We start from the raw sequence: 24,257 nt of genomic DNA on the forward strand, positions 1-24,257 counted from the left end.
TGTACGAGGCTTCCTCGGATACGGTTTTCGGATTGGGGGCGCTTGCTGCGGCCTGCGGCGCTGTGTGCTGCATTTCGATGGTGACGTTCGTGGCCCTTCCTCCTAAACCCGCGACGAACTCGCGAGAAATAGGTCGGGGCAACACTTTCACCATGACCGCCTCAACCCGGTGGGCATCGGCATTGTGGCTGTGGTCAGCTATGTTCAGTTGTGGTCTTGCGTGCATCGGGATCGGCCTCAACTACGCGAGTAAAAGTGACGGTGGCTCTTTCAACGCGAACTGGTGGTTGGTGTTCGGTGCATTCGGTATTGGCGTAAGCATTTTCTCCCCCCTGAGGTACGTAGGAGAGTTTCGTATTGATATCGATGCAGATGGTATGCGCATGGAGCTCGGCCGCGCGTACGGCGGATATCTGCGCTGGACCGATATCGACACGATCGAAACCTCTGCCCGCGGGCGGTACGCACTCGACCTCGTACTCAAACCAGGTGTCCGTGTCGAGAACACCTCGCACAGATCGTCGCTCTACCGGATAGGGCCGGGAATCATCACCGAAACCTCGCCCTTTCAAGACGGCTACGTACGCCTCGAATGCGGCGGATGGACGGGTGAGATGAGCGCCCTTCCGGAAGAAATCGCGCACCACGCGATAAAAGAAGACACCACCGAACAGAAAGCGGACTCATGAAGAATCCGGGCTCATGAAGAATCCGGACATGATTGCGCTCGCTGTACTCGGCGTATTGGCAGTTCTTGCGGTGCTGTTCATGGCCTTTTCCGAGTCGGCGTTCGTTTTCGGAGCGTCCTTCGCCGCTGTTGTTTTCATTGCTGCTCGCGCCGTGCAGATCCTCTTCCACCGATGGCGTCGACAACAACGTCGGGCAGTGTGAGCAACATATCCTGTTCGACGGCCGCGCGGGATGAAGAACCTGGAAACAGCCAGAGCAAACAGTTTTCCGCTGTCGCGCTACTCAGTCTGCGGATCCAGCGGGATAGTCCTGTGTGCCGACAACACATCGCTCCGCAACCGGCACCATCACCACCTTTTACGCGATTTGTGCAATCACCCCCGGAGGGGTGGCGATGATCGCGTCCCTACCCCCGCTGATGAACCGCCGGAGAGCGCGAACGATCGAGCATTCCCGCTCGAAGGAGATGGGATACTCGGACACCCCCGGGCCGGGGTACAGCATCGGCTTGTCCCCCGAAGACGGGACCGCGAGACGGATCCTCGCTTGGGTGGGTGGGCTGGAAACCATTGCTCCCCAACAGCATTCAGGTAGCGTTGCCGACAGAGGGGCAGCTCACCGACAGCACCCGGCAGCTCCTCGACCCTGACATCGGAGACGCGATCATGAAGGTAATCGTCAAGCATTGGGAACCGGAGCGAGCTCGGTGGAGCATCGGCGACTACTACGACCTGCAAAATTGGTCGAAAGGTGAGGTCGAGGTGGGATGGGAGACGTACTTCCATTCCGGGATCCGGAGTTCACCATTGCATCAGACGTCGAGAAATACGTTAACCGGATGGCCTGCTTCGTCTTTCGATAGTATTGCCAGATGGCACCCCGAACCGACCTGCTCGCGTGGCTCCTCGATTCGGATCCAGCGATTCGGTGGCAGGTGGAGCGCGACCTGTTGAACGAAGGGCCCACTGTGTGGGCGGCGACGCGCGCGTCGATCGCTGCCAAAGGATTTGGCGCACGCCTGCTTTCATTGCAGGACGCTGATGGCCAATGGGCAGGGGGAGCGTTCTTCCCGGCAGGGTTCGACTTCACGGGATCCGAAGCAGCAGAACATGGTTCGCAACCCTGGACTGCAACAACGTGGACGCTCAACTCCTTGCGTGAGTGGGGCCTCGACGCCAGTGTTCTGCGAAAGCGTCGTACTGCAGAACTGGTCGCGGAGAACTGTCGCTGGGAGTACGAGGGACGGCCGTACTGGGACGGTGAGGTCGATTGCTGCATCAACGCTTGGACGGTGGCAAACGGTGTGTGGCTCGACGTGTGTGTTGATGAACTGGCTGATTGGTTTGTGCAGCATCAACTTCCGGATGGCGGGTGGAACTGCGAGTGGATCGAAGGTTCGACGCGATCGTCGTACCATTCGACGCTCAATTCACTCAAAGGGCTTCTCGCGTACGTGATCGCGACCGGGGGGACAGATGAGACGCGCGCGGCTCGGCGATCCGGTGAGGAATTCTTGCTGCAGCGCGGTTTGTTCCGGAGACTCTCGACCGGGGAACCGGTAGGGGACTGGATCGGCCGGTTCGGGTACCCGTTCCGGTGGCGCTACAACGTGCTCAACGCAGCCGAATACTTCCGCGAAGCGTCGTTGTCGGATGGAAATGAGCCTGATCCGCGGATGGCGGAGGCGATCGAGATCATCCGGGCCGCTCGAACCTCGGACGGGACGTGGCTCCAGGCCGGTCGCCAACCGGGACGGGTGTGGTTCGAGGTCGACGCCGCGGAAGGGGAGTCGTCGAAGTGGCTGACTCTGTCCGGCATGCGAGTGCTCGACTGGTGGGATCAATCCTCCCTTCGAGATTCTGCATAACAAAAGAGTTACAGCGATAGTCATTTCACCGCTAAAGGTTATCGAAAGGTGATCTTGGATTTTCCGGTCGAAATATCCAGCACAGATGAAAATCATATTAACGACAGGATTGCCCTCACGGGCGTGAAGGTTAATCATCTGAACAGGTGAGAAGATGTTCGGCGAAATTACCTGCCCGATTGAATAGGCAGGCCACCGATGTTGGTAATCAGATAAGGCGCTCGCGGCTGTCTTCGTTAGGGAGCTAAGTCCCGAGCTGGAAACTGTATTTCTCCTGCGGAAGTGGCGCTCACCAGCAGTGACGTTCCCGATTTCGCGGAACTCAAACCACTTTCGGCGAGAATTTATCCCGCAATTGTAGGTTGTGGAGCGCCCGCAATGTTTAGGCAAAGTCACCTCGTTTACCAGAGCAATGCTCTACTAAACGTGAAAACCGGATGTTCCCCCGATTTGCTCAGAAGGTGCAACTGTGGGGCGTAACGTAACTGTCGCAGCGAACCGGAACATCGCGAATTGCTGCTCTAACCAATGACTTTGTTCAGGTCCGAATAATGCTCGGAGGTCGTCAATGTCGATGGAAATGGTGTTAGCCGAAGCAGTGATAGACAGCGGAGATACGGCGTGGGTGCTGATCTCCGCGGGCCTGGTTCTGTTCATGGTTCCCGGACTCGCCTTCTTCTACGCCGGTCTGGTGCGCGGGAGCAGTGCGCTCGTCATGTTGCAGCAGAACCTCGTTCCCCTCGGGCTCGTTTCGATTACCTGGGTCGTGTTCGGATACAGCTTCGCGTTCAGTGGAGACTGGGGTTCCGGCTTCCTCGGTGACCTCAAATTGTTCGGCTTGCAGGACATACACACTGCCGCCGCCCCGGGCTTCCACCTGATCGAAGGTGCAGTCGCTGTACCGACTCTGGCGTTCGTGGTCTATCAGATGATGTTCGCGATCATCACGCCCGCGCTGATCACCGGTGCGACTGCAAACCGGCTCAAGCCCTTGGGCTGGGCCGTTCTGCTCGTGCTGTGGTCGATCATCGTCTACCCCCCGATTGCGCACTGGCTCTTCAATCCCGAAGGTTGGTTGGCGCTACGCGGAGCTCAGGACTGGGCCGGTGGAATTGTGGTCCACGCATCCGCCGGCGCCGCCGCACTGGCAATCTTGCTGGTGGTCGGCAAACGCCCGGGATGGCCGAATGCCGAGGCTGTCCCTCACTCGGTGCCTCTCGCGTTGACCGGCGCAGGCATCCTGTGGTTCGGCTGGTTCGGATTCAATGCAGGCGACGGACTGGCCGCCGATGGTGTTGCGGCACAGGCACTGATGAACACTCACATCGCCGCAGCTGGCGGCATGGTCGTCTGGCTCGTCATCGAGAGGTATACCGAGGGCAAGGCCACGGCGATCGGCGGAATCACCGGTGCAGTAGCGGGTCTGGCAACTATCACCCCATGCGCCGGCTTCGTCAGCACCTTCTCCGCCTTGGCGATCGGCGCACTTGCCGGACTGATCTGCCACTTCGCACTCGCGCTCAAGTCGATCTTCAAGTTCGACGACGCGCTCGACGTCATCGCAGTCCACTTCATCGGCGGCATCCTCGGTTCACTCCTTCTCGGTGCGTTCGGCGAAAAGGCGATCAATTCGATCGGCCGCGACGGACTCTTCTTCGGCGGCGGGGCAGGACTACTCGGCGAGCAGGCGCTGGCGTTGATCGTCGTCATCGCCTTCTCGTTCGTGGTGACCTGGCTGATCGCCACGGGCATCGAGAAGACCATCGGGCTCAAGCTGGCTCCGAAAGACCAGGTGGACATCGACCGTCGTCAGCAGGGCATGGACGCGTACCGCTACAACGCCGCGTTCGTCGACGCAGGCGGAGCGCCGCAGACCAGCGGGTTCGACTCGGGGGTCCTGATCGAGGGGGCAAAACTCGTTCCGAACCTCGGCGCCCCGAAGCACGAACTCATCACCGCGGTGCTGCAGACCATCGAGTCCGAGAAGCTTCGGGAGGCGCTGCTGGCGGCCGGAGCGGAATCGATAGTGGTATCGGAAGCACATGTCTCCGCGAGTGATTCGGCCTCACTCAAGTTCCGTGGGCAACGCAACGACGTCGTGTTCACCGAGCGGTTGCGTGTCGAGGTGCTGGTCGCCTCGGAACATGCCCAAGCGGTTCTGGACGCGATCAACGAGTACTCGGGCGGCAGGAGGAGCGGCTTTGTCCAGCAAGCGGCCGAACCTCTCACCGAAGCGACGGAACAGGGGAGCTGACATGTATGCGACGACAGGGAGTTACCGCATGATCGACAAGGAGCGTTCGGAATGCATCTGACACCGCGAGAACTCGACAAGCTGACAATTCTCATGCTGGCGGATGTCGCACTGAGGCGAAAGGCCAAGGGGCTCAAGCTCAACCATCCGGAGTCCGTCGCAGTCATTACTGCGGCCGCCCTGGAGGGAGCTCGGGAGGGCAAGACTCTCGAGGAGGTCATGGCCGATGCAGCGCACGCCTTGACGGTCGACGACGTGATGGAAGGCGTCGCGGAGATGATTCCGCGCGTGCAGGTCGAGGCGGTGTTCCTCGACGGTAGCCGGCTCGTCACCGTGCACTCTCCGATCCAGTAGCCCGACCGAGATGTCAGGAGCACTCCAAGATGGCAAGCAAATCGACGAAGAAGGATTCCGTCGGCGAGAAGAAAGTGCCGGTCGGCGGATACGTGTTGCGGGACGAGCCGATCGAACTCAACGAGGGTCGTCCACGTTTGAAGCTGCGGGTCCGAAATACCGGTGATCGTCCCATCCAGGTGGGTTCGCACTACCACTTCATGGAAGTCAATCGCGCGTTGTCGTTCGATCGTGAACAGTCTTTCGGCTGGCGCCTCGACATTCCCGCGGGCACGGCGGTCAGGTTCGAGCCAGGCGACGAGAAGGAAGTGACGTTGGTGCCGTTCGGCGGCAAGCAACGGGTTCAAGGCTTCAACGGACTGATCGACGGTTGGGCGCCGACCCACGCCGCCTACCGGCCTCGGCTACCCGGCGCCGTTCAGCGTGCCGAAGAACTCGGCTTCCTGTCCGAACCTCAAACCGACTGATTCTCGTTGACGGCGGACGAAGGAGAGCAACACCCATGACAAGCATTTCGAGACAAGAGTATTCGGGTCTGTTCGGGGTCACCACGGGTGACCAGATCAGACTGGGCAATACCGACCTGTACATCGAGGTCGAGGAAGATCTTCGAACCATCGGAGACGAGTCGATCTACGGCGGCGGCAAGACGCTGCGCGACGGCATGGGCCAGGATCCGGAGTCGTGCAGCATCGACGGTGCCCTCGACCTCGTGATCACCAACGTGGTCATCGTCGATGCGACCATCGGCGTCGTCAAGGCAGATGTGGGAATCAAGGACGGCAAGATCGTCGGCTGGGGTAAGGCTGGAAACTCCAGCACGATGGATGGCGTCACCCCTGGGCTGACCACCGGTCCGGCGACCGACGCGATCTCCGGTGAGCAGATGATCCTCACTGCCGCCGGCATCGATCCGCACGTGCACCTCGTATCACCGCAACAGGCGTACCACGCGCTCAGTGGGGGAGTGACCACGCTGATCGGTGGTGGTATCGGTCCGACCGACGGAACCAACGGCACCACCATCACTTCCGGTATCTGGAACATGGAGATGATGCTCAAGGCCAACGAGGGTTTGCCGGTCAACGTCTGCATGCTGGGCAAGGGCAACTCGTCCGGGCATCAGTCGCTGGTCGAACAGATCAAGGCCGGTGCGGCCGGTCTGAAGGTTCACGAGGACTGGGGCGCAACACCGGCCACAATTCGTGAGTCTCTGCGGGTGGCAGACGAAATGGATGTTCAGGTCGCCATTCACACGGATACCCTCAATGAGGCCGGCTACGTCGAGGACACCATCGCGGCCTTCGAAGGACGTACGATTCACACCTATCACAGCGAGGGTGCGGGCGGCGGTCACGCACCCGACATTCTGCGGGTGACGGGTGAGGACAACGTACTTCCGGCGTCGACCAACCCGACGTTGCCGTACGGCATCAACACTCAGGCCGAGCTCTTCGACATGATCATGGTCTGTCACAACCTCAATCCCAAAGTACCCTCGGATGTTTCATTCGCCGAGTCCCGCGTTCGCGCCGAGACGATCGGTGCCGAGAACGTACTGCAGGACATGGGCGTCATCTCGATGTTCTCGAGTGACTCACAGGCGATGGGCCGCGTCGGAGAAAACTGGCTACGCGCGATCCAAACAGCGGATTGCATGAAGCGGTCCCGCGGGAAGCTGCCCGAGGATTCGCCGACTCACGACAATTTCCGGGTGTTGCGCTACGTCGCGAAGGTCACGATCAATCCAGCCTTGACGTTCGGTCTTTCGCATGTGGTCGGGTCGATCGGCGTCGGGAAGATGGCAGATCTTGTTCTCTGGGAGCCCGCATTCTTCGGCGCGAAGCCGAAGACGATCATCAAGAACGGTCTGATCAGCTGGCACGCGATGGGAGATCCGAATGCGTCGCTGCCGACACCTCAGCCGGTGATCTATCGGCCGATGTTCGGTGGATTCGGCAAAGCGTTGCCGCAGAGTTCGGTCTCTTTCGTCTCTCGGGCTGCCCTCGACGACGGGATCAAGGATCGGCTCGGTCTCGAACGTCAGGTTGTCGCCGTCGAGGGAACCAGAACGGTCACCAAGCGCGATCTGGTTCGTAACTCGGCCACTCCGGAAATCAAGGTGGATCCGGAGACGTTCGCGGTGACTGCGGACGGCGTCCATGCGTACGTCGAACCCGCCGAATCCATTCGCTTGAACCAACTTTACTTCTTCAGTTAGGGGTCTCCAGTGTCGGGAACAATCACACACACGCACGGCGCCGACGCGACGCCGCACACGCACGGCGAAATGACAGCGCCGAGGGGGAAGCCGACTCGAGTCGACGCACTGCTCGGGAAGGAGACCGACGAGGAGTGGGCCGGTCGACTCGAAAAGTCCGTAGTCGACGTCTTGTCGCTCGATCAGTGGGAAGCGCAGAAGAGCCGGTTGCGGCGCACCACGATCGGTGGCCGTGAGCTGGCCGTTTCGCTCGATCGCGGTATTCAGTTGCAGGACGGCGACATTCTGCTGTGGGACGAGCCGGAGAACACCGTCGTCGTGGCCAGGATCAACCTCAAGGACGTGTTGGAGATCGACCTGAGTGCGCTGGTCGACGTGACGCCCGAAAAGATGATTCAGACGTGCCTGGAGTTGGGACATGCCGTAGGTAACCAGCACTGGCCTGCGGTGGTGAAGGGGATGAAGGTCTACGTTCCGTTGACTGTCGACAAGGCGGTCATGGGCTCGGTGATGCGGACACATGCTTTCGAGGGCATCGAGTACACCTTCATCCCGGGCGCGGAGGTCATTCCCTACATCGCTCCACACGAGGCACGCCGCTTGTTCGGTGCGGCCGCGCGTGAGGGCGAGGGGCATACCCATGACCCTCTCGTCTGAGGGATCTGGGCTCAGCATCAATCGTGCGATGCGGATGATGCAGTTTTCCGATTCCATGTTCCCGGTCGGTTCCTTCGCGTTCTCCAACGGTTTGGAATCGGCCGTGGCGCAGGGCATTGTCACCGACGGTCGGTCGCTACGGGAGTTCGTACTCTCGGCCGCCCATCAGGGATCGACGTGTGACGGTATCGCTGTACTCGCGGCGCATCGGGGTGCGATCGCCGGTGACTTCTCGGCGATCCTCGCGGCCGATCATGCGGTGATCGAACGCAAGCTCAACGAAGAAGCACGCACGATGAGTACCCGCATGGGTAAGAAGTTGGCCGAGCTCGGCGGGCGCTTGGCCGGGGAGACCCTGTTCAACAAGTGGTTGGCCGCGATCGCATCAGGGGAGACGCCGGGTACCTATCCCGTCGGCCTCGGAATTGCCTTCGCGGAGATGGGTTCTCCGGAGGAGGACGCTTTCACGGTCAATCAGTACGGTGTCGCGATGACCTTGCTCGGCGCTGCCCTGCGCATCGTTCGAGTAGATCACCTTGCGACTCAGGAGATTCTGTTCGAGGTCAACCAGACCGCCGGCCGTGAGTATGCCGCAGTGCGTTACTTCGGCCTCGACGACATGTCCAATTTCGCCCCGATGATCGACATTCTGGCTGCGGTGCACGTCAAGGCGCACGTCCGAATGTTCATGAACTAGAAGGAGAACGATGAAGAAGACAACGCGCATCGGAATCGGCGGACCCGTGGGTTCGGGTAAGACCGCGCTCATCGAGGCGATCACGCCGGAGTTCATCAAGCGGGGCACCAGCGTTCTGATCATCACCAACGACGTGGTCACCACCGAAGACGCCAAGCATGTGCGCAAGGCTCTCAAAGGTGTTCTCGTGGAGGAACGTATCGTCGGCGTCGAGACGGGTGCCTGTCCACACACCGCCGTCCGCGAAGACCCGAGTATGAATCTCGCGGCCGTCGAGGACATGGAGAAGACGTTCCCCGACACCGACGTGGTGTTCATCGAAAGTGGCGGCGACAATCTGACTCTGACATTCAGTCCGGCTCTCGTCGACTTCTTCATCTACGTCATCGATGTGGCGGCAGGCGACAAGATTCCGCGCAAGAACGGTCCGGGAATCTCGCAGTCCGACATCCTGGTCATCAACAAGACCGACCTCGCACCGTACGTCAACGCCGATCTCGGAGTCATGGATCGCGACTCCAAGGGGATGCGCGGCGACAAGCCGTTCGTCTTCACCAATTGCATGACCGGGGAAGGCATCAAGGAAGTGGTGGACCTCATCGTGCACGGAGTCCTCTTCGACGAAGAGGAAGTGGGAGCGAGTGCACCGTGAGCGCACCGCCCGTCCCGGGAGCATCGCGGTCGCTCCCGGGGCCGATCCCGACCATCCCGGAACTCGATCAGTACCAGGACCAACCGAAGCAGGCCCCGGCCGGCAAGGTCGGTAAGACCGGCGTTCTCGAGATGCGATTTGTCGACCGCGGCGACAAGACGATCCTGCGGGACATGTACCGCAAGACACCGCTGCTCGTTCAGCAGGCGCTGTACTGGGACGAAGCGTTGCCTACCATGCCGTGCGTCTACATGATCTCGACGTCCGGCAGTGTGCTGCAAGGCGATCGGTTGTTCCTGACGATCGAGATGGAGCCGGGTTCCCTCGCGCACGTGACCACCCAGTCGGCCACCAAAGTCCACCGGATGGATGCCAATCACGCGTCACAACTCCAGAAAGTGGTGCTCGCGGATAATTCGTATCTCGAACTGATGCCGGGAGTGACGATCCCACACCGCAACGCGAGGTACTACGCGCGCACTGACATCACGGTGGATCCGACTGCGACGCTGTTGTTCTCGGAGATCGTGATGCCGGGTCGCAAGTATCACGACGGCGGAGAGATGTTCGTCTACGACCTGTATTCCACATTGACCAAGGCGAAGCGTCCGGACGGGAAGAACCTCTTCACCGAGAAGTTGGTGATCGAACCGGCACGCTTTCCCGTGCGCTACGGCGGAATCATGGGCGAGCACGACGTCTTCGGCAATGTCGTCCTGCTGACACCGAAGGAGCACGCCGACGCGATTCTCGAGGAGATAGTTCCGGGCCGTGACGGCAAGGTCGTTTCCGGAGCGAGTCGGCTACCGAACGACGCCGGTCTCATCTTCAAGGTCCTCGGTCCCGAGAGCGAACCCGTCAAGGCGAAGGTTCGTGATTTCTGGGCTCTGGTGCGAAAGGCAGTTCTGAACACCACTATTCCGCCTGTCCCGCTCTGGGGATGACGCGGATCGCCGGAGAAGGATCGAGGGACGTGCGATGACCACCATCACCAAACCTTGGGACGACGTCGCGGACAAGAACGTCGTGCTCAGATTCATCGACACGAATCTCAAAGGCTCCGGGCAGGTGATGTTCCAGGGCAATGCGCTGACCGGTCTGCTGTTTCTGGTCGGCATCCTCTGGGGAGCGATAGCCGCGGACACGATTACCGTGGCGATCGGTGCCGTGGTGGGTCTGGTGGTATCCACCGTCACCGGCATGATGCTGCACTCCGACGACGATTCGATGCGCATCGGCCTCTACGGATACAACGGAATCCTTGTGGGAGCTGCCTTTCCGACCTTCCTTGCCGGTGGTGTGATGCTGTGGATCTACCTCGTGGTGGGAGCTGCCGCGTCGACCATCGCGTTCCTGGCTGTCGCCAATGTCTTCAAGACCTGGGGCGTGCCGGCGCTGACTTTTCCGTTCAACCTCGTCAACTGGTTCTTCCTCCTCGCGGCGTTCCAGTTTCTGCGGATCGAAACGTCGGACCTCAGCGCAGGCCAGTTTCCCCAGCACATCGGGGACGCGTCGGCTGACGCCGACATCACCTTCAGCTTTCTGTGGGACACGCTGTTCCGCAACGTCTCCCAGATCTTCCTGATCAACAACACCATTACCGGAATCATCTTCGTGATCGCGCTGCTGGTCGCGTCGCGTTGGGCGGCGGTGTTCGCGCTCATCGGCTCCGCGATAGCGATGGGTTCGGTACTCGCGCTGGGCGCCAACACCGTCGACATCGGTAATGGTCTCTACGGGCTCAGTTCGGTGCTGACGGCAATCGCCCTGGGTCCGGTGTTCTACAACCCGTCGTGGCGCGTGTTCGTCTACACAGTCTTCGGAGTGCTGGTGACTGTTGTCATCCACGGCACCCTGGTATCTGCCTTCGCTCCGATCGGTCTGCCGGCGGGTACCGGTCCGTTCGTCTTCGCGACGTGGCTGTTCCTGCTGCCGAAGAAGAAGTTCGTTCCCATCCAGCACGACACCATCGAGGGCGGAGCGGCCGAGGGCAGGGATTCGATCGCAAAGGCGAACGGCTGATCGTGGGTTGGGTTGTCAGACATCGGTTGCGTCCAAATCGAGCCGAGCAAGGAATACGAACTCGTTCGAGTGGAGCGCCATTTTGTGCATGCGTTGGATTGACGCTCGGTACTTCATGTACGCCGCATCGACATCAGGGTTGGGTTGTCCAACGAGAGCGTAGAAAGTGATGACATCGTTTGCGATACTGAGCTCGTCGTCGATGTACTGTGCAATTGCGCTTGATCCTACGATCATCGCTTCCAAGCTCGCCGCTCGAAGTTGATTTGTGGCCTCGTTCAGGATGCCTTGGCTGGCGCGCATTATTTCCTGATCTGCGTGGTCGGATCTGGAAAGAATCAATTGCGCAGATCCATCGTAAACTGATTGTGCTGCGATCCAATTCGACCTGGTTGCCCAGTACTTGCCGTAAGCTTCTTGCCTCTTGGATTTCAGAAAGTCTCTGGCAGCGCTCGCTTCACTTCTGATTGCGATTTCCTGCATAACAAGTTCTTTCCGGGTTTCGGTCCGCTTCGTGAGGTAGATATTGTAAACGCCGACTGTTGCTCCAATCAGCGCAGTCGAAATCAGAAATAGGAACTGATAGCTGTTCACTGTGCTGATACCCCACCTGTTCGAGTTGCCCGTTCATGCCCATCCGGCTACTTGGCTGGTAGCGGTTGCGAACCTACATGTCTCCTCAGACAAGTTCGGCACTCTGTGCAACTCGAAAGACGACGGAGCTGGTCGGATCACTAATGTTGTTAGTGTCCAGGGCATCGGATCGTTTCAAAGGTCCGTTCCTCCAAGTCAACGGCGGCACGACAGCCGTTGTCTGAACGCCCCGCCGACACTTCCCTTGAATAGAAGGCATCCACATGACAGACGCCAGCGCCCCTCGCATCCATCTCGGTCCTGTCGAGGATCCTCACCTTGCCGACGGGATTCGCCGAGCCGGTGGAGTTCTCGTTCCACTCGCAGAGGCGGAGGGTGTCGTGTGGGCAGACGGGCCGGACACGTTCCCGTTGTCGCTACCCGATTCGGTTCGCTGGGTACAGTTGCCGTTCGCCGGGATCGAGCCATGGTTCGACGCCGGGGTGATCGACGAGAAGCGTGTCTGGACTTCCGCTGCCGGAGCGTATGCGGGCAACGTGGCCGAGCATGCGATGATGCTCCTGCTCGCCGGAGTACGTTCTCTCCCCGAACAATTGGCGGCACAGTCGTGGCGCAAGGAAGAGTTCGACCCGCGAGTGGGCACCCTGCAGGGCTCGACCGTGGCGATCATTGGTTGCGGCGGAATCGGCCGGGCGTTGATCCCGTACCTCGCCGCCTCCAAGGTCAAGGTCATCGCAATTACCCGCTCGGGCACTCCCGTCGAGGGTGCTGCCGAAACGCTCTCGGCCGACCGTACCGGTGAAATCTGGTCCACGGCAGATCACTTCGTGATCGCAGCACCGTCGACATCCGCGACGCGGCATCTGGTCGGCAAGGCCGAACTGGACCAGATGTCGGAGTCGAGCTGGATCGTGAACATCGCACGCGGCAACCTTGTCGACACGGACGCGCTGGTCGATGCTCTCGACGCTGGTTCGATCGGCGGTGCAGCACTGGACGTCACCGACCCCGAGCCGCTGCCGGACGGGCACCGGTTGTGGAAGCTCCCCAACGCGATCATCACTCCGCACGTCGCCAACCCGGCTACGACGCTCACACGTGCGCTGGCAGATCACGTGGCCGCCAACGTCGCTCGATTCGCTGTGGGTGAGGACCTTGCTGCGGTAATCGATCCGTCGGCAGGTTACTGAACCGACAGAACGCGCAGATCCTCGAGACCGTCCACGACGGGCACGCGCCACGCGGCAAGCTCTTCCGGTCCCTGCTCGTCCCACAGTTCGAACAGTTCCGAATCGGTCGACGCGATGGTGCGCTCCACCATTTCGATCAGCCAGGTGAGCCGTTCACTGGTCAGGGTCGAGGTGAAGGAGTCGAGATCGAGGTCCCGGGCGGCAGGGTCACGCTTGCGATCGGCACGCACGATCAGTACCAATTCGAGCAAGGCGACGGCGATTTGGCCGCCGTCGACCTCGAGGTAGTCGTCTTCGAATGCCCACTCCACCGATTCGAAGGTGAAATCACCGTGCCCGACGGACGCGATCAAATCCCCTGCGCCGTCGTTCTCGAACGGTCCCGATCCCCACGCGCCCACTGTCTACTCTTTTCCGATTGCCGTGTCAGCGCGCTTCGAGCGCGATCTTCGCTCCGAATCCTAGAAGAACTGTTCCGGTTATGCGCTCGAGTGCCTGTCGCACTCGGGGCTTCTCGAAGGTGCTGCGCGCCCGCGAGAGAAGGACCACGTAGCCGCTGAGCCACACGATGGTGATGGCTGCGTGGATGAGCACCAGCAGTGCAAGCGACGGTCCCGTCGGCCACCCGGCCGGAACCAACTGTGGCAACAGTCCGGTGTAGAAGACGGCGATCTTGGGGTTGAGCAGGTTGGTGGTGAAGCCCGTCTTCCACGTTCCGGCCTTCTGCGACCGTGGAGTGCCGACACTGTGTTGCATGCGCGAAGACCGGCTCTCCCACAGTGCTCGTACCCCGAGATAGATCAGATAGGCGGCGCCCGCGAGCTTGACGACGGTGTAGGCCTCCGCGGATGCGGCCAGGATTGCCGACAGTCCGAGGACGGTCAGCAGCCCCCACACGAGGAGGCCGGAGACTATGCCGGCCGCTACCCGGAATCCGGCGGATCTTCCGGCGCCGAGCGCAGCCTGCGTCACGACGGCCATGTCCGGCCCCGGGACCAGAGTCAGTAGGGCGAGCACAGCTGTGGCGGCGAGCAGAGCGGTCAGCATGCAACAAGTATGAAGTCGGGGTGGGGAGCGTTGTCGACCGGTGGTGCCGTGCCTGTGAACAAAGAATGGCGCGACGGTGTGAACTGCGTGGACACGCCCGGAAAGCGGAGTCTCGCGAGCCTTGTTCGACAAAGTTATGCACACTGTGCAGAAACGAAACATTGCAGGTAGAAGGAATAACCCTGTTGTAATTCATCCCTTTGTCCACAGGTTATGCACAACTGGGAAGTGGATGTGAATGAAGTTATCCACACCTGTGTGTGCATCGGTGGAGAACTGTCCAACTCCATTGGATACCCGCGAGTAATAAATCCCAACCAGTGGGTTGACCCCGGGACGTTCGTCCTGTCCAATCGAGGGTTAACGATAGTCGTGCGATGCTCAGGGGGCGCTTGACGGATGCGGAGATTTGGGTTTGTCGGGATTGTGTTGGTCGTGCTCGCGCTTGTTGTGGGCGGAGTGGCGTATGCCGAACCGGCGCCTGAAAATCCACCAGGAGATCTGGCCGGTCAGGCCGGCGCCCACATCAATCGCATAGAGCGGTTGTCGCCCACGCGCAGTGCCGTGTTCGTCGATTCGCCGGCGATGCGACGCGAGGTGCAAGTGCAGGTTCTGCATCCCGCGTCCGATGCCGGCGCGCGTCCGTCCTTCTACCTACTCGACGGCGTCAGTGCCGGTTCGGAATCCGGATACTCCGAGAGCACCTGGACCCAGAAGACCGACATCGAAGCATTTTTCGCCGACAAGAACGTCAACGTCGTTCTCCCTGTAGGCGGTACCGGCAGTTTCTACACCAACTGGAAGAACGACGATCCGAATCTCGGCGTGAACAAGTGGGAATCATTTCTTGCCGAAGAGCTTCCGGCGTTGATCGATTCGGCGTTCTCCGGAAACGGGACGAACGTGGTCGGTGGGGTGTCCATGGGTGCGCTCGGCGCAGCCAACCTCATCACTCATCATCCGAAGCTCTACACCGGATTGGCCTCGTACAGTGGCTGTCTCGACAACTCCGAGTCGTCCTCGCAGGATTCCGTGCGGCTCACCGTGGCCAGCAAGGCAGGCGACGCCACCAACATGTGGGGCCCGGTATCGGACCCTGATTGGCAAAAGCATGATCCGTCCACCAACGCGGAAACGCTGCGTGGGAAGACGATTTACGTTTCCTCGGGTACGGGTGCACCCGGAGAGTACGACAACATCTTCACCCCGAGCGGCCTGCAGACCGCCATCGAAGGCGGACCGCTCGAGGCGCTCGCGAACACATGCACGCAACTGTTCGAAGCGAAGTTGGGGGAACTGTCGATTCCCGCAGTGTTCGCGTATCGAAACGCCGGCACTCATTCATGGCCGTACTGGCAAGACGCGCTTCACGATTCCTGGCCGACGGTGAAGGCGGCGCTAGGAATGTGAACAGGAATGTGAGCTGAGAATTACTCGGCCAGTGCCAGTTCGAGCAACTGGAGTGCGCCGTCACGGGTCTGCGCAGCTGCGATGAACCCGGCCTTGTGGCAGAACACCGAACTGTCGACGCCCGTCTCGGCGGCAAGATCCGAGCCGTTGAGGCCGCGCCACTGCTCCGGCAACAGCTTTCGTGAACCGAACTTGGAGTCGGCAGGCTTTACCGTCTGAATCGACCAGCCGCCGTTGGTGTTCGGGAAAATCGTGAACAGCAGTTTCGGCTGGGCTGATGCGGCGCGGCCGTGGGGAACGAAGCGTTCCAACACGACGAAGCGCGGGTCCGTTGCCTTCTCGTAGGTTTCGGTGAACTCGCGCTCGGCTGCCGCGTCGCCGGCGTACTTGGCGCGCAGGCGAATCAAGACCTGAGTTGCGAGAACTACTGCCAACTCGAACTGGGTGTCGAACTCCTCGTCGGTGGACGAGATCGGGTTGAACAGGTCCAACACTGAGGACAGATCAAAAGGCTTGGTGCCGAAATCGTTGAGGGTGTAGATCTCCTGGCCGTTGTCGACGGCGTCGATGCCCTCGACCAGTCGGCTGTCGATCCGTCGGAAGACGGACGCGTCGCCTTCGCAGAACTTCAAGCCGTATTCCTGCCAGAGCAGACCGAAGGCGGAGTACAGAATGCCGTTGCTTCGCTCGCCGGCATCGCGCTGGTGGTGGTCGAAGCGGCCCTCGGCCGGGTTGTAGCGACCGCCGACGTCGAGCACGATGTCCGCGCTGTCGAGGACGTCCTCGTCACGGCTGCGAACGACGGTGGCGTCGGGGTACAGCTGCTTGAGCAGCGATACGCCGAAGACGTCGTCTGCATGGAACTTGCCGTTATGGGTCGCGATGATCACCCGTCGAGACTAGGCAATCGAGCGCGGGGATGCCTATTCAGCCGATGGTGCGGATGCGGTCGGTGGCAGGTGGCGAGACCGGTGACCCGGCTGCGAACAGGGCGGTCAAGGCGTCGAGGTCGTTGCCCGCACCGGTCATCTGGGTGGAGTTCTTCAGCGCGGTGAAGCCGTCCCCGCCCTCGGCGAGGAACTTGTTCACCACGACGCTGTAGACGGCGTCGGGTGCGATGTCCTGCCCGTTCAGGCGCATTTCCGAGATGCGCGTGCCCGGCGCTGCCCGTCGGTCCAGGGTGTAGGTGAAGCCCGCGGACGGTGAGAGGATGCGCTCGGTACCGGCGCCGTCGACGCCGATCTGGAATTGCTGTTCCAGAGTGTCCTTCAGCACCGCTCCTGTGACGGAGAGCACCTCGAGACTGTTACCGAAGGGTTGCACACCGTAGGCCTGGCGGTAGGTGATCTGGCCGGAAGTGCCGAAGTCCAAGTCCTCGCGCATGCCGCCGGGGTTCGTCAACGCGAGTTGAGCGCCTCGTGTCGATCCGGCTGCGAGTTGAGCGTCGGCGACCAGGTTGCCGAGTGTCGATTCGCCGCTGGGTACCCGGTCCCGTGTCAGGTCGGCGGTGATGGTCCCCACCGGTCGCTGAGCGCTTTCCGACGCCTCCGACCAGGCACGGTCGGCGAGAGCCTGAATGTCGGGATCCGGCGAAATATCGTGTGTCACTATCTGATTGAAAGCGGACGTCTGATCACGAACGACCTCGCGAGTGTTGCGATCGATAGTCACGTCTGCGACGGACACGATCCGGCCGTGCGAAGCGCCCTGCATCACGACTCTGGGATTGCCTGCGGGGTCAGGGAATTCGCAGTTGTACTGCTGGTGGCTGTCGGCGGTGAAGATGACGTCCACCTTTGGCGATGCGCGCAATGCGATGTCGTGGGCCGGGCCTGACTCGACGTTGCAGTCGTTCGGCCCGCCCTCGACAGCTGGTTCGTCCCCACGGTGCAGGAGGACGGTGATGGCTTTGACACCGAAGAAGTCGAGGACGTCGGCGGTGCGGTTGATCGCTTCGACCTCGTCGCCGAACTGCAGATCGGCGATCCCGCGAGGCGTGACGATCTGCGACGTGTTGGCGGGGGAAATCGCGATGACTCCGAGCGGAATGCCGTCGACCATGTTCACGGTGAACGGCAGCGTGGCCGGAGCGCCATTGGTGTACGTCATGTTCGCGGCCATCAGTGGGAAGTTGGCGCCGCCGAAGGACGGGCTGAACGTGCATGCGTCGACGGCGGAGCAACCACCGGACTGCATGCGACGGAACTCGGCTAGCCCCTTGTCCAGCTCGTGGTTGCCGATCGCGGAAGCGTCGATCTTCATCCGGTTCAGGAGTTCGACCGTAGGTTCGTCGTTGAACATCGCCGACTCGAGCGCCGACGATCCCCAGTTGTCACCGACCGAATACAGCAGCGAGTTGGTGGCTTGGCTGCGAAGTTGCGTCACGTAGGCCGCAAGGTACGCCGCGCCACCGGCGGGAGTGAGCGAGCCGTCGGCCTGCCTGATCTCGCTGCGAATACCTTCCGGCGGGCGGAGGCTGCCGTGCAGATCATTGAAGGCCAACAGGCGGACGGACACCGTGTCCTGGGACTGGGCGGTGGCGACGCCACTCAGGGAGGTCGCGGTGGTAGCGAGAAGGGTCGTTGCGAGCACGGCACACGTTCGTGTCATGCGTCGCGTCATGCGTCGTGCGCGACGTCGGTGTTCGCGAAAGCGAGGAACGCGTCGTTCTCGTGCGGGTCGCCGATGGTCATCCGGACGCCCTCGACGCCGTACTGACGGATCAGAATGCCCGCTTCGGTACTTGCCTCGGCGAAACCGGGAGAGAGCTCTCCGAGGGGGAGATAGACGAAGTTCGCCGACGACTCGGGGACGGTGTAGCCGGCCTCGATCAGAGCGGTCCGAACTCGGGTCCGCTCGGCGATGACACCCTCCGTGCGGGCAAGCAGTTCGTCTGCGGCAGCCAGCGAAGCGATCGCGGCGGCCTGGGCAACGGCGCTCACGGTGAACGGGGTGTGCACCTTGCCGAGGGCCACGATGATCTCCGGTTCCGCGACGGCATAACCCACGCGGATGCCGGCGAGGCCGTACGCCTTCGAGAAGGTGCGCAGAACAACGACGTTGGGGCGGCTGCGGAACAGTTCGATGCCGTCGGCGTCCGAGCGTGAGTATTCGAAGTACGCCTCGTCGAGTGCGACGACGACGTGTGCCGGGACCGCGTCGAGGAAGCTTTCGAGTTCCGCCCTCGACAGCGCATTGCCGGTCGGGTTGTTGGGGTTGCACACGAAGATCAACCGCGTGCGATCGGTGATCGCGGCCAGCATCGCGTCGAGGTCGTGGCCGAAGTCCTCGGTCAGCGGAACCTTGACCGAGACGGCGTGGCCGACCTGGGTGACCACGGGGTACGCCTCGAACGAACGCCACGCGTAGATGACCTCGTCGCCCTGATCGCACGTGATCTGCACGAGTTCTTGGCACAGCGTCACGGAGCCACAACCAGCGGCGACGTTGGCAGGCTCGACTTTCAAGAAGGTGGCCAGCGCATCGATGAGGGCGACCGCAGCGTTGTCCGGGTAGCGGTTGGCATTCGCGACGGCGTCGGCGACTGCATCACGCACACCGGGCAACGGGCCCACCGTCGTTTCGTTGCTCGCAAGCTTGATCGCACCCGGAAAACTGCGTCCGGGAACGTAGGCGGGGATGGAGGCGAGGTCAGGGCGAATGTGTGCGGTCACGAGTCGATTATGCGCGCACTGATTTGGTGCGTTGCGGCCGTCTGCGTGTCACAGTTGGAAGATGTCGGAAATCTTCCGGGCCACCGCATATCTGCGCGGAGCCGAAGGGGAGGTCGCCACGGCTGTTCCACTGACGGTGGTGGAGCCGGACGGCCCGACACGAGGCGGAATCGTCGTGCTGCACGAAGCCCGGCAGTTCAGCCCGGCTCTGCTGAATCTGATGTGCGCACTCGCCGGCGAAGGGTGGGTGAGCGTCGCACCGCACCTGTTCCATCGCGAACCCGAACACATGCAGGGCGAGGTGTTCGGTGACAACCTCTTCGCCGACTTCGATGCAACCCTCGACTGGCTCGTCGGGCGCGAAGTTCTCGCCGACACCATCGGAGTGCTCGGATTCGACGACGCCGGGACCGCGGCGATGCTCGTGGCCACCAGCCGTCCCGTCGGCGCTGCGGTGAGCGTCGCCGCCCGGGGAATCGTCGAAGCCTTGTCGGTGGACGCTCAGGCGCTTGTCGACGCGGCCACGTTCCTGCAGGCGCCGTGGCTGGCTCTGTACGGCGAGGACGATCCCAGCACGCCTCGCGAGCACGTGACTCTGCTCCGGGAAGCGACCGCGAAGGCTGACGTCGCGACGCTGGTGGTCAGTTACGCCGGATTGGCTCACCGGGCCGACGAGCCGCCACAGCTGTCCGAGGACGCTGACGTCGACGACCCAGGTTCAGCCTCGATCATCGAAGCTCAGACCCGGATCTTCGACTGGTTCGACAGCCACCTGCGGTAAGTCGACAAAACAGGGCGCTGACCACACGTTTTGCCTTTGGTGGCGAAGGGTGTGTAATCTTTCGATCCGGCGGTCCGAAAGGATCGGAACCCCCAGGGAGGCGTGCCAGAGCGGCCGAATGGGACTCACTGCTAATGAGTTGTCCCTTTTACGAGGGACCGGAGGTTCAAATCCTCTCGCCTCCGCCAAGCCGGTGATTTTGACCGGCGGGTTAGAAATGATAGAAATTACGACGGCAAGACACGCAAGACCAGCAAGACAACAGAACATGCGCCCGTAGCTCAACGGATAGAGCACTTGACTACGGATCAAGAGGTTAGGGGTTCGAATCCCTTCGGGCGCACAACAGAAAGCCCCTCACCGGCAGAGATGCCGATGAGGGGCTTTCTTGTGTGCGAGTCTTCTTTCGCGGCGACGTTGGTCACATCTTGACTTGAATGGCGGCTGACCAACCTCGAACCAGCCAGACAAGAGGCGCACCGCAAGCACCTGTACCGAACGCAGATTCGTCACCTATGTCCGATAATGGTCCGTGCCTTCAATTGCGTCCTCGCTGTTCTGGATCGCGCTGATCGCGGCCATCGCGCCGATCGTCGCGGGCCTGATCCCGCGTCGACTGGTTCCCGAAGTCGTGTTGCTGCTCGTCGCGGGCGCAGTGGTCGGGCCGTTTGCCCTCAACATCGCAGCTGACAGCGAAGCGATCGGCATCCTGCGCGAACTCGGCCTCGGCATGCTGTTCCTCCTCGCCGGCTACGAGATCGACCGACAAGAACTCAGTGGGCGCGGCGGACGTCGAGCCCTCTACACGTGGCTGTTCTGCCTCGCCCTGGCGTTTGCGGTAGTCGCGTTACTCGGAGTGAGAAACGTGATCTCCGCCGAAGCCGCTGTTGCCATCGCGATGACGTCGACTGCTCTGGGCACGCTGCTGCCGATCCTCAAGGACAACAAACTCCTCGACACACGCTTGGGTAAGACCGTCCTCAACCACGGGGCCGTCGGCGAGCTCGGGCCGGTCGTTGCGATGGCGCTTCTGCTGGGCGCCCGTGGTGCCGTCCTGTCGCTGATCGTTCTTGCCGTCTTCGCTTTGATCGCCGTCATCGTGGCGGTGCTGCCCGGCAAGCTGATTCACGAAGGCTCGTGGACACATCAGCTGGTGCGGGCAGGGGCGGACACCACAGCGCAGACGACAGTTCGTCTCACCGTTCTGTTGTTGGTCAGCCTCGGTGTGCTGTCGGCCGTATTCTCGCTCGACGTCATTCTCGGTGCGTTTGCCGCCGGCTTCATCCTGCGGCGACTGATGCCCGAAGGCGACGAGCGTCTCGAGATCAAGCTCGACGGAATCGCCTTCGGGTTCCTCATCCCGATTTTCTTCATCACGTCCGGGATGGCGATCGACGTCTCGGCGGTCGCCGCGAGTCCCGGCATACTGATTGCGTTTCTGATCCTGATCGTTGTCGTCCGCGGCGTGCCGGTGTTTTTCGTGACCAAGTTCGAGAAGGTCGAGCCACCCTTCACTACGCGCGAAAGTGCGCAGGTCGCCCTGTACGGAGCTACCGGTCTGCCGATGATCGTGGCGGTCACGGGCGCTGCCGTCGACGCGCATCAGATGTCCTCGGACAACGCGTCGATTCTTGTCGCGGCAGGTGCGATCACCGTTCTACTGCTGCCGATGCTCGCCACTCTGTTGACGAAAAATGAGAAAGTGTCCTGATTCAGAGATCCAACTGCCAGTCGAGCCAGTCGAACATTCGCTGATCCGTCAGACGCCTCGCCATGGGCTGACAGTGGAAGTTCGCGCCTTCGGCAGCGGTGAAGGGAACCACTGTCGTCGGTCCGCCGGAGAGGGCGGCAAGCCGCTTGGATTGACCCGGCCAGAACTGCTCGCCCTCCGGATCGGTGATCAGCAGGGGAGTGGAGATCGAGCCGGCTACGTGTTCGAGGTGGTACTTCCGAACTGCGGTGAGGGTGTTGTAGTAGCCGTCGGTGAGGTACGGACGCGCACGGAAACGCCAGATCCGTGCGGTGTCCTTGGAGAATTTCATCCCCAGCCCTATCGCCATGTCGCGATCGAAGGCCTCCGACTTCTCCTCGTCGAGCAGCTTCTGCATGTTCTTGGGGATGTGGGCGAGCCAGGACGCGGCCACGTCCACGACCCCCGGATCGGCGATCGCTGCCGCGATCCGATGCTCGAACGCCAGAGACTGCGGCACCCAGTAACCACCCTGACTGATCCCGTACATCGCCAGCTTCGACGCATCGACGTCCGGCCGGTCCACGAGATAGTCGACGACGGGCGTGATGACGGCTTCCCAGTCGTGACGGAACGGGACGTTGCGTTCGAAGAGCATCGACTGCTGACCGGGACCGTCGAACATCAACACGTTGTAGCCGCGCTCGAGTGCCCCGGCGCCGCCGCTGCCCCACAGTCCGCTGATCGGGCCGTCGCTGCCGTTCACCATGATCAGCGTCGGCCGACGTACGTCGCCGGGGGGCCGGAAGAAGTACCCGGGCAGATAGGTGTCCTCGTAGGGGATCCGGACGCGCTCGGCGGGCTGGGCGGTGGTGTCGACGAAGCGGTCCCACGCTTGTCGGTGGCGCTTGAAAGTGGGCACCAGAACGGAGTCGTCACTGAGACCGTCGACGGCGTTGATCGCCACACCGAAGTACGACGCCGCCCGCAGGTACGCGTTGGACGCGCTTCGTGAATGCCCGGCCTCGGCTGACTCTTCGGCCTGCCCGAATACCCGTGTGCCGAGGTCGAACCAGGCCTCGTACCAGCCTTCGAGGTCCTTTTCGCCGACGTGAGCGATGGCCGAGAGCACTTCGCCGGTATCTGCCGCGCCGTAAGTGGCTTGCCCGAGAACGACTCGTAGCTCGAAGTCGAAGGATTCGTTGCGATAGAAACCAGCAGTGAAGGCCTGGTGCGGATGGGCGAAGAACGACGACGCGAGAGACATGGGCACACCTTCGCTAGTTCGGGGCAGCCATTTTCAGTTGTAGTTCCAGGATCGCCCGAATCGGTTGCCTGAAAACCTGTCAGCGTGGCGACGCCGGGAGCCCGGTGGATTGCGGCCTCGACATCGCAAATGCCAGGGTGCACAACCACAACGACATTCCCAGCACCTGTGCACGTTGAGCGATACCCAGTCCGAGATTACCGCCGCCGGAGACTTCGATGCTGTTGGTCGTCAACATCCACACCGTCGCAAGGGAAGTCAGGATCAAAATGGTCAGGCCGGTCGTACGCAACGACCGGTGTTCGCGATACCTGAACGCTCCCACGGTGAATGCGATCATGGCGGTGAATATCGCGAACACCGCCACGCTGCTCGTCAACGCGTGAACGTGGTGAAGCTGCGGAAGCAGACCGTCGGGTGCGCTCGACGGGCAGCCTTCGCCCGAGCATTCGAGGGGGAACGACGCGTCGGCGATTGTGGCGATGCCGAACACCGCCAGTGCAATCCAGCCCGTGACGTAGAGCCTCCGCCTGGGCGTGATCAGCAGACCAAGCGCTCCGGAGATCAGCATCAAGATCGCGGACAGGACGTCGGCATTGCCGAAGACATCACGGTATTTCTGGTTCTCGGCATCGAGTTCGCTGAGGAACGATGTCACCGGGTCGAGGCCGGTGTCGAGGAAGAATTCGAGAATCCACGACGAGTAGACAATTCCGCCCAGAGCCAGCGCAGCCACCAAACCCCACCGCGCAACGTTGCGTTCCTTCACGGAATCGAGCTTACGGACCGAGCAGGGCTTTCTGGACGCGTTCGGCTGCTACCAGCGGATCTTCGTGCTCCCAGATGCGGATGACGGTCCAACCCTGCTCTGCCAGACGTGCATCGGTGTCACGGTCACGAACCACGTTGGCCGCCAACTTGTCCGTCCACCACTGCGCGTTGTTCTTGGGAAACGTCGCATGCTGCGGGCAGCTGTGCCAGAAGCATCCGTCCACGAACACCGCGACTTTGCGGCGTGGAAATACCAGATCAGCGCGTCGGCGAACACCTTTGACCGGCGCCCGGTCTACGAAGTACCGCAGCCCACGCCGATGAAGTTCGCGTCGAACAGCGATTTCGGGCTTGGTGTCGCGCCGACGCTGAGCGCTCATCCGAGCGCTGGTGGCAGGATCCGTCGCAGGCACCGTGGT

25 protein-coding genes and 2 tRNA genes are annotated in these 24,257 nt (G+C 61.5%); 18 read left to right on the forward strand and 9 right to left on the reverse strand.

The window, feature by feature from the left end; all coding sequences use genetic code 11:
- Positions 1–152 precede the first annotated feature (152 nt).
- The 12 genes from QM716_RS23355 (at position 153) to yut (ending at position 11,414) form a co-directional block, all read left to right on the forward strand.
- Entirely contained in the window at positions 153–689 is a 537-nt protein-coding gene (locus tag QM716_RS23355; protein ID WP_283306518.1) for a hypothetical protein, read from the forward strand.
- Positions 690–702: 13 nt separating this feature from the next.
- Positions 703–891, forward strand: a complete 189-nt coding sequence (locus tag QM716_RS23360; protein WP_283306519.1) for a hypothetical protein — start codon at positions 703–705, stop codon at positions 889–891.
- 670 nt (positions 892–1,561) lie between these two features.
- Positions 1,562–2,557, forward strand: coding sequence for a prenyltransferase/squalene oxidase repeat-containing protein (locus tag QM716_RS23365; RefSeq protein WP_283306520.1), 996 nt, complete (start codon positions 1,562–1,564; stop codon positions 2,555–2,557).
- Between the two features lie 574 nt (positions 2,558–3,131).
- Positions 3,132–4,811: an ammonium transporter gene (gene amt, locus QM716_RS23370; protein ID WP_283306521.1), complete on the forward strand. Its 1,680-nt coding sequence runs from the start codon at positions 3,132–3,134 to the stop codon at positions 4,809–4,811.
- A 51-nt stretch (positions 4,812–4,862) separates the two neighbouring features.
- A complete protein-coding gene (locus QM716_RS23375; RefSeq protein WP_283306522.1) occupies positions 4,863–5,165 on the forward strand; it encodes an urease subunit gamma in 303 nt (100 codons plus the stop codon).
- Between the two features lie 29 nt (positions 5,166–5,194).
- Positions 5,195–5,632 (forward strand): urease subunit beta, encoded by a 438-nt coding sequence (locus tag QM716_RS23380; protein ID WP_283306523.1) that lies wholly within the window; start codon positions 5,195–5,197, stop codon positions 5,630–5,632.
- Between the two features lie 35 nt (positions 5,633–5,667).
- Positions 5,668–7,386 carry an urease subunit alpha gene (locus QM716_RS23385; protein WP_283306524.1) on the forward strand — a complete coding sequence of 573 codons (1,719 nt, stop codon included), beginning with the start codon at positions 5,668–5,670 and terminating at the stop codon, positions 7,384–7,386.
- A gap of 9 nt (positions 7,387–7,395) precedes the next feature.
- Positions 7,396–8,043, forward strand: a complete 648-nt coding sequence (locus QM716_RS23390; protein ID WP_283306525.1) for an urease accessory protein UreE — start codon at positions 7,396–7,398, stop codon at positions 8,041–8,043.
- Positions 8,027–8,740, forward strand: coding sequence for an urease accessory protein UreF (locus QM716_RS23395; RefSeq protein ID WP_283306526.1), 714 nt, complete (start codon positions 8,027–8,029; stop codon positions 8,738–8,740). Before QM716_RS23390 ends, QM716_RS23395 begins: the two co-directional genes overlap by 17 nt.
- Before the next feature lie 10 nt (positions 8,741–8,750).
- On the forward strand, positions 8,751–9,392 hold the full coding sequence (gene ureG, locus QM716_RS23400; protein ID WP_007731713.1) for an urease accessory protein UreG: 642 nt from the start codon (positions 8,751–8,753) through the stop codon (positions 9,390–9,392).
- Positions 9,389–10,336 carry an urease accessory protein UreD gene (locus tag QM716_RS23405; RefSeq protein WP_283306527.1) on the forward strand — a complete coding sequence of 316 codons (948 nt, stop codon included), beginning with the start codon at positions 9,389–9,391 and terminating at the stop codon, positions 10,334–10,336. Before ureG ends, QM716_RS23405 begins: the two co-directional genes overlap by 4 nt.
- Before the next feature lie 34 nt (positions 10,337–10,370).
- Positions 10,371–11,414, forward strand: a complete 1,044-nt coding sequence (gene yut, locus QM716_RS23410; protein WP_283306528.1) for an urea transporter — start codon at positions 10,371–10,373, stop codon at positions 11,412–11,414.
- A gap of 15 nt (positions 11,415–11,429) precedes the next feature.
- Here yut and QM716_RS23415 read toward each other — a convergent pair whose 3' ends face one another.
- Complete coding sequence (locus QM716_RS23415; protein WP_283306529.1) at positions 11,430–12,008, reverse strand: hypothetical protein; 579 nt, start codon at positions 12,006–12,008, stop codon at positions 11,430–11,432.
- A gap of 263 nt (positions 12,009–12,271) precedes the next feature.
- Between QM716_RS23415 and QM716_RS23420 the strand changes: the two genes are divergently transcribed.
- Complete coding sequence (locus tag QM716_RS23420) at positions 12,272–13,198, forward strand: D-isomer specific 2-hydroxyacid dehydrogenase family protein (RefSeq protein WP_283306530.1); 927 nt, start codon at positions 12,272–12,274, stop codon at positions 13,196–13,198.
- Here QM716_RS23420 and QM716_RS23425 read toward each other — a convergent pair.
- Positions 13,192–13,599 carry a DUF4259 domain-containing protein gene (locus QM716_RS23425; protein ID WP_283306531.1) on the reverse strand — a complete coding sequence of 136 codons (408 nt, stop codon included), beginning with the start codon at positions 13,597–13,599 and terminating at the stop codon, positions 13,192–13,194. The genes QM716_RS23420 and QM716_RS23425 overlap by 7 nt on opposite strands.
- A 25-nt stretch (positions 13,600–13,624) precedes the next feature.
- Positions 13,625–14,245, reverse strand: coding sequence for a LysE family translocator (locus QM716_RS23430; protein ID WP_283306532.1), 621 nt, complete (start codon positions 14,243–14,245; stop codon positions 13,625–13,627).
- A 399-nt stretch (positions 14,246–14,644) separates the two neighbouring features.
- On the opposite strand from QM716_RS23430, the gene QM716_RS23435 reads away from it, so the two are divergent.
- On the forward strand, positions 14,645–15,655 hold the full coding sequence (locus tag QM716_RS23435; protein ID WP_502942127.1) for an alpha/beta hydrolase: 1,011 nt from the start codon (positions 14,645–14,647) through the stop codon (positions 15,653–15,655).
- A 20-nt stretch (positions 15,656–15,675) separates the two neighbouring features.
- On the opposite strand, the gene QM716_RS23440 is transcribed toward QM716_RS23435, so the two are convergent.
- The 3 genes from QM716_RS23440 to hisC are packed head-to-tail and all read right to left on the reverse strand — an operon-like array spanning position 15,676 to position 19,329.
- Entirely contained in the window at positions 15,676–16,545 is an 870-nt protein-coding gene (locus QM716_RS23440) for an MYG1 family protein (protein WP_283306533.1), read from the reverse strand.
- 37 nt (positions 16,546–16,582) lie between these two features.
- Complete coding sequence (locus tag QM716_RS23445; protein WP_283306534.1) at positions 16,583–18,277, reverse strand: bifunctional metallophosphatase/5'-nucleotidase; 1,695 nt, start codon at positions 18,275–18,277, stop codon at positions 16,583–16,585.
- Positions 18,274–19,329 carry a histidinol-phosphate transaminase gene (gene hisC, locus QM716_RS23450; protein WP_283306535.1) on the reverse strand — a complete coding sequence of 352 codons (1,056 nt, stop codon included), beginning with the start codon at positions 19,327–19,329 and terminating at the stop codon, positions 18,274–18,276. The genes QM716_RS23445 and hisC overlap by 4 nt, the downstream gene beginning before the upstream one ends.
- Before the next feature lie 61 nt (positions 19,330–19,390).
- On the opposite strand from hisC, the gene QM716_RS23455 reads away from it, so the two are divergent.
- The 4 genes from QM716_RS23455 (at position 19,391) to QM716_RS23470 (ending at position 21,821) form a co-directional block, all read left to right on the forward strand.
- Complete coding sequence (locus QM716_RS23455; RefSeq protein WP_283306536.1) at positions 19,391–20,110, forward strand: dienelactone hydrolase family protein; 720 nt, start codon at positions 19,391–19,393, stop codon at positions 20,108–20,110.
- Between the two features lie 96 nt (positions 20,111–20,206).
- Positions 20,207–20,298, forward strand: a tRNA-Ser gene (locus QM716_RS23460).
- Positions 20,299–20,380: 82 nt separating this feature from the next.
- Positions 20,381–20,453: transfer RNA gene (locus QM716_RS23465), tRNA-Arg, on the forward strand.
- Between the two features lie 189 nt (positions 20,454–20,642).
- Positions 20,643–21,821: a cation:proton antiporter gene (locus QM716_RS23470; protein ID WP_283306537.1), complete on the forward strand. Its 1,179-nt coding sequence runs from the start codon at positions 20,643–20,645 to the stop codon at positions 21,819–21,821.
- Position 21,822: 1 nt separating this feature from the next.
- Here QM716_RS23470 and QM716_RS23475 read toward each other — a convergent pair whose 3' ends face one another.
- The 3 genes from QM716_RS23475 to QM716_RS23485 form a co-directional block, all read right to left on the reverse strand.
- Complete coding sequence (locus QM716_RS23475) at positions 21,823–23,067, reverse strand: alpha/beta hydrolase family protein (protein ID WP_283306538.1); 1,245 nt, start codon at positions 23,065–23,067, stop codon at positions 21,823–21,825.
- 79 nt (positions 23,068–23,146) lie between these two features.
- Positions 23,147–23,836 carry a DUF998 domain-containing protein gene (locus QM716_RS23480; RefSeq protein ID WP_283306540.1) on the reverse strand — a complete coding sequence of 230 codons (690 nt, stop codon included), beginning with the start codon at positions 23,834–23,836 and terminating at the stop codon, positions 23,147–23,149.
- A 10-nt stretch (positions 23,837–23,846) separates the two neighbouring features.
- Positions 23,847–24,251, reverse strand: coding sequence for a very short patch repair endonuclease (locus QM716_RS23485; RefSeq protein ID WP_283306541.1), 405 nt, complete (start codon positions 24,249–24,251; stop codon positions 23,847–23,849).
- Positions 24,252–24,257: the final 6 nt, after the last annotated feature.

The sequence above is a fragment of the Rhodococcus sp. IEGM 1409 genome, from assembly GCF_030056735.1.
Lineage (GTDB): Bacteria > Actinomycetota > Actinomycetes > Mycobacteriales > Mycobacteriaceae > Rhodococcus_F.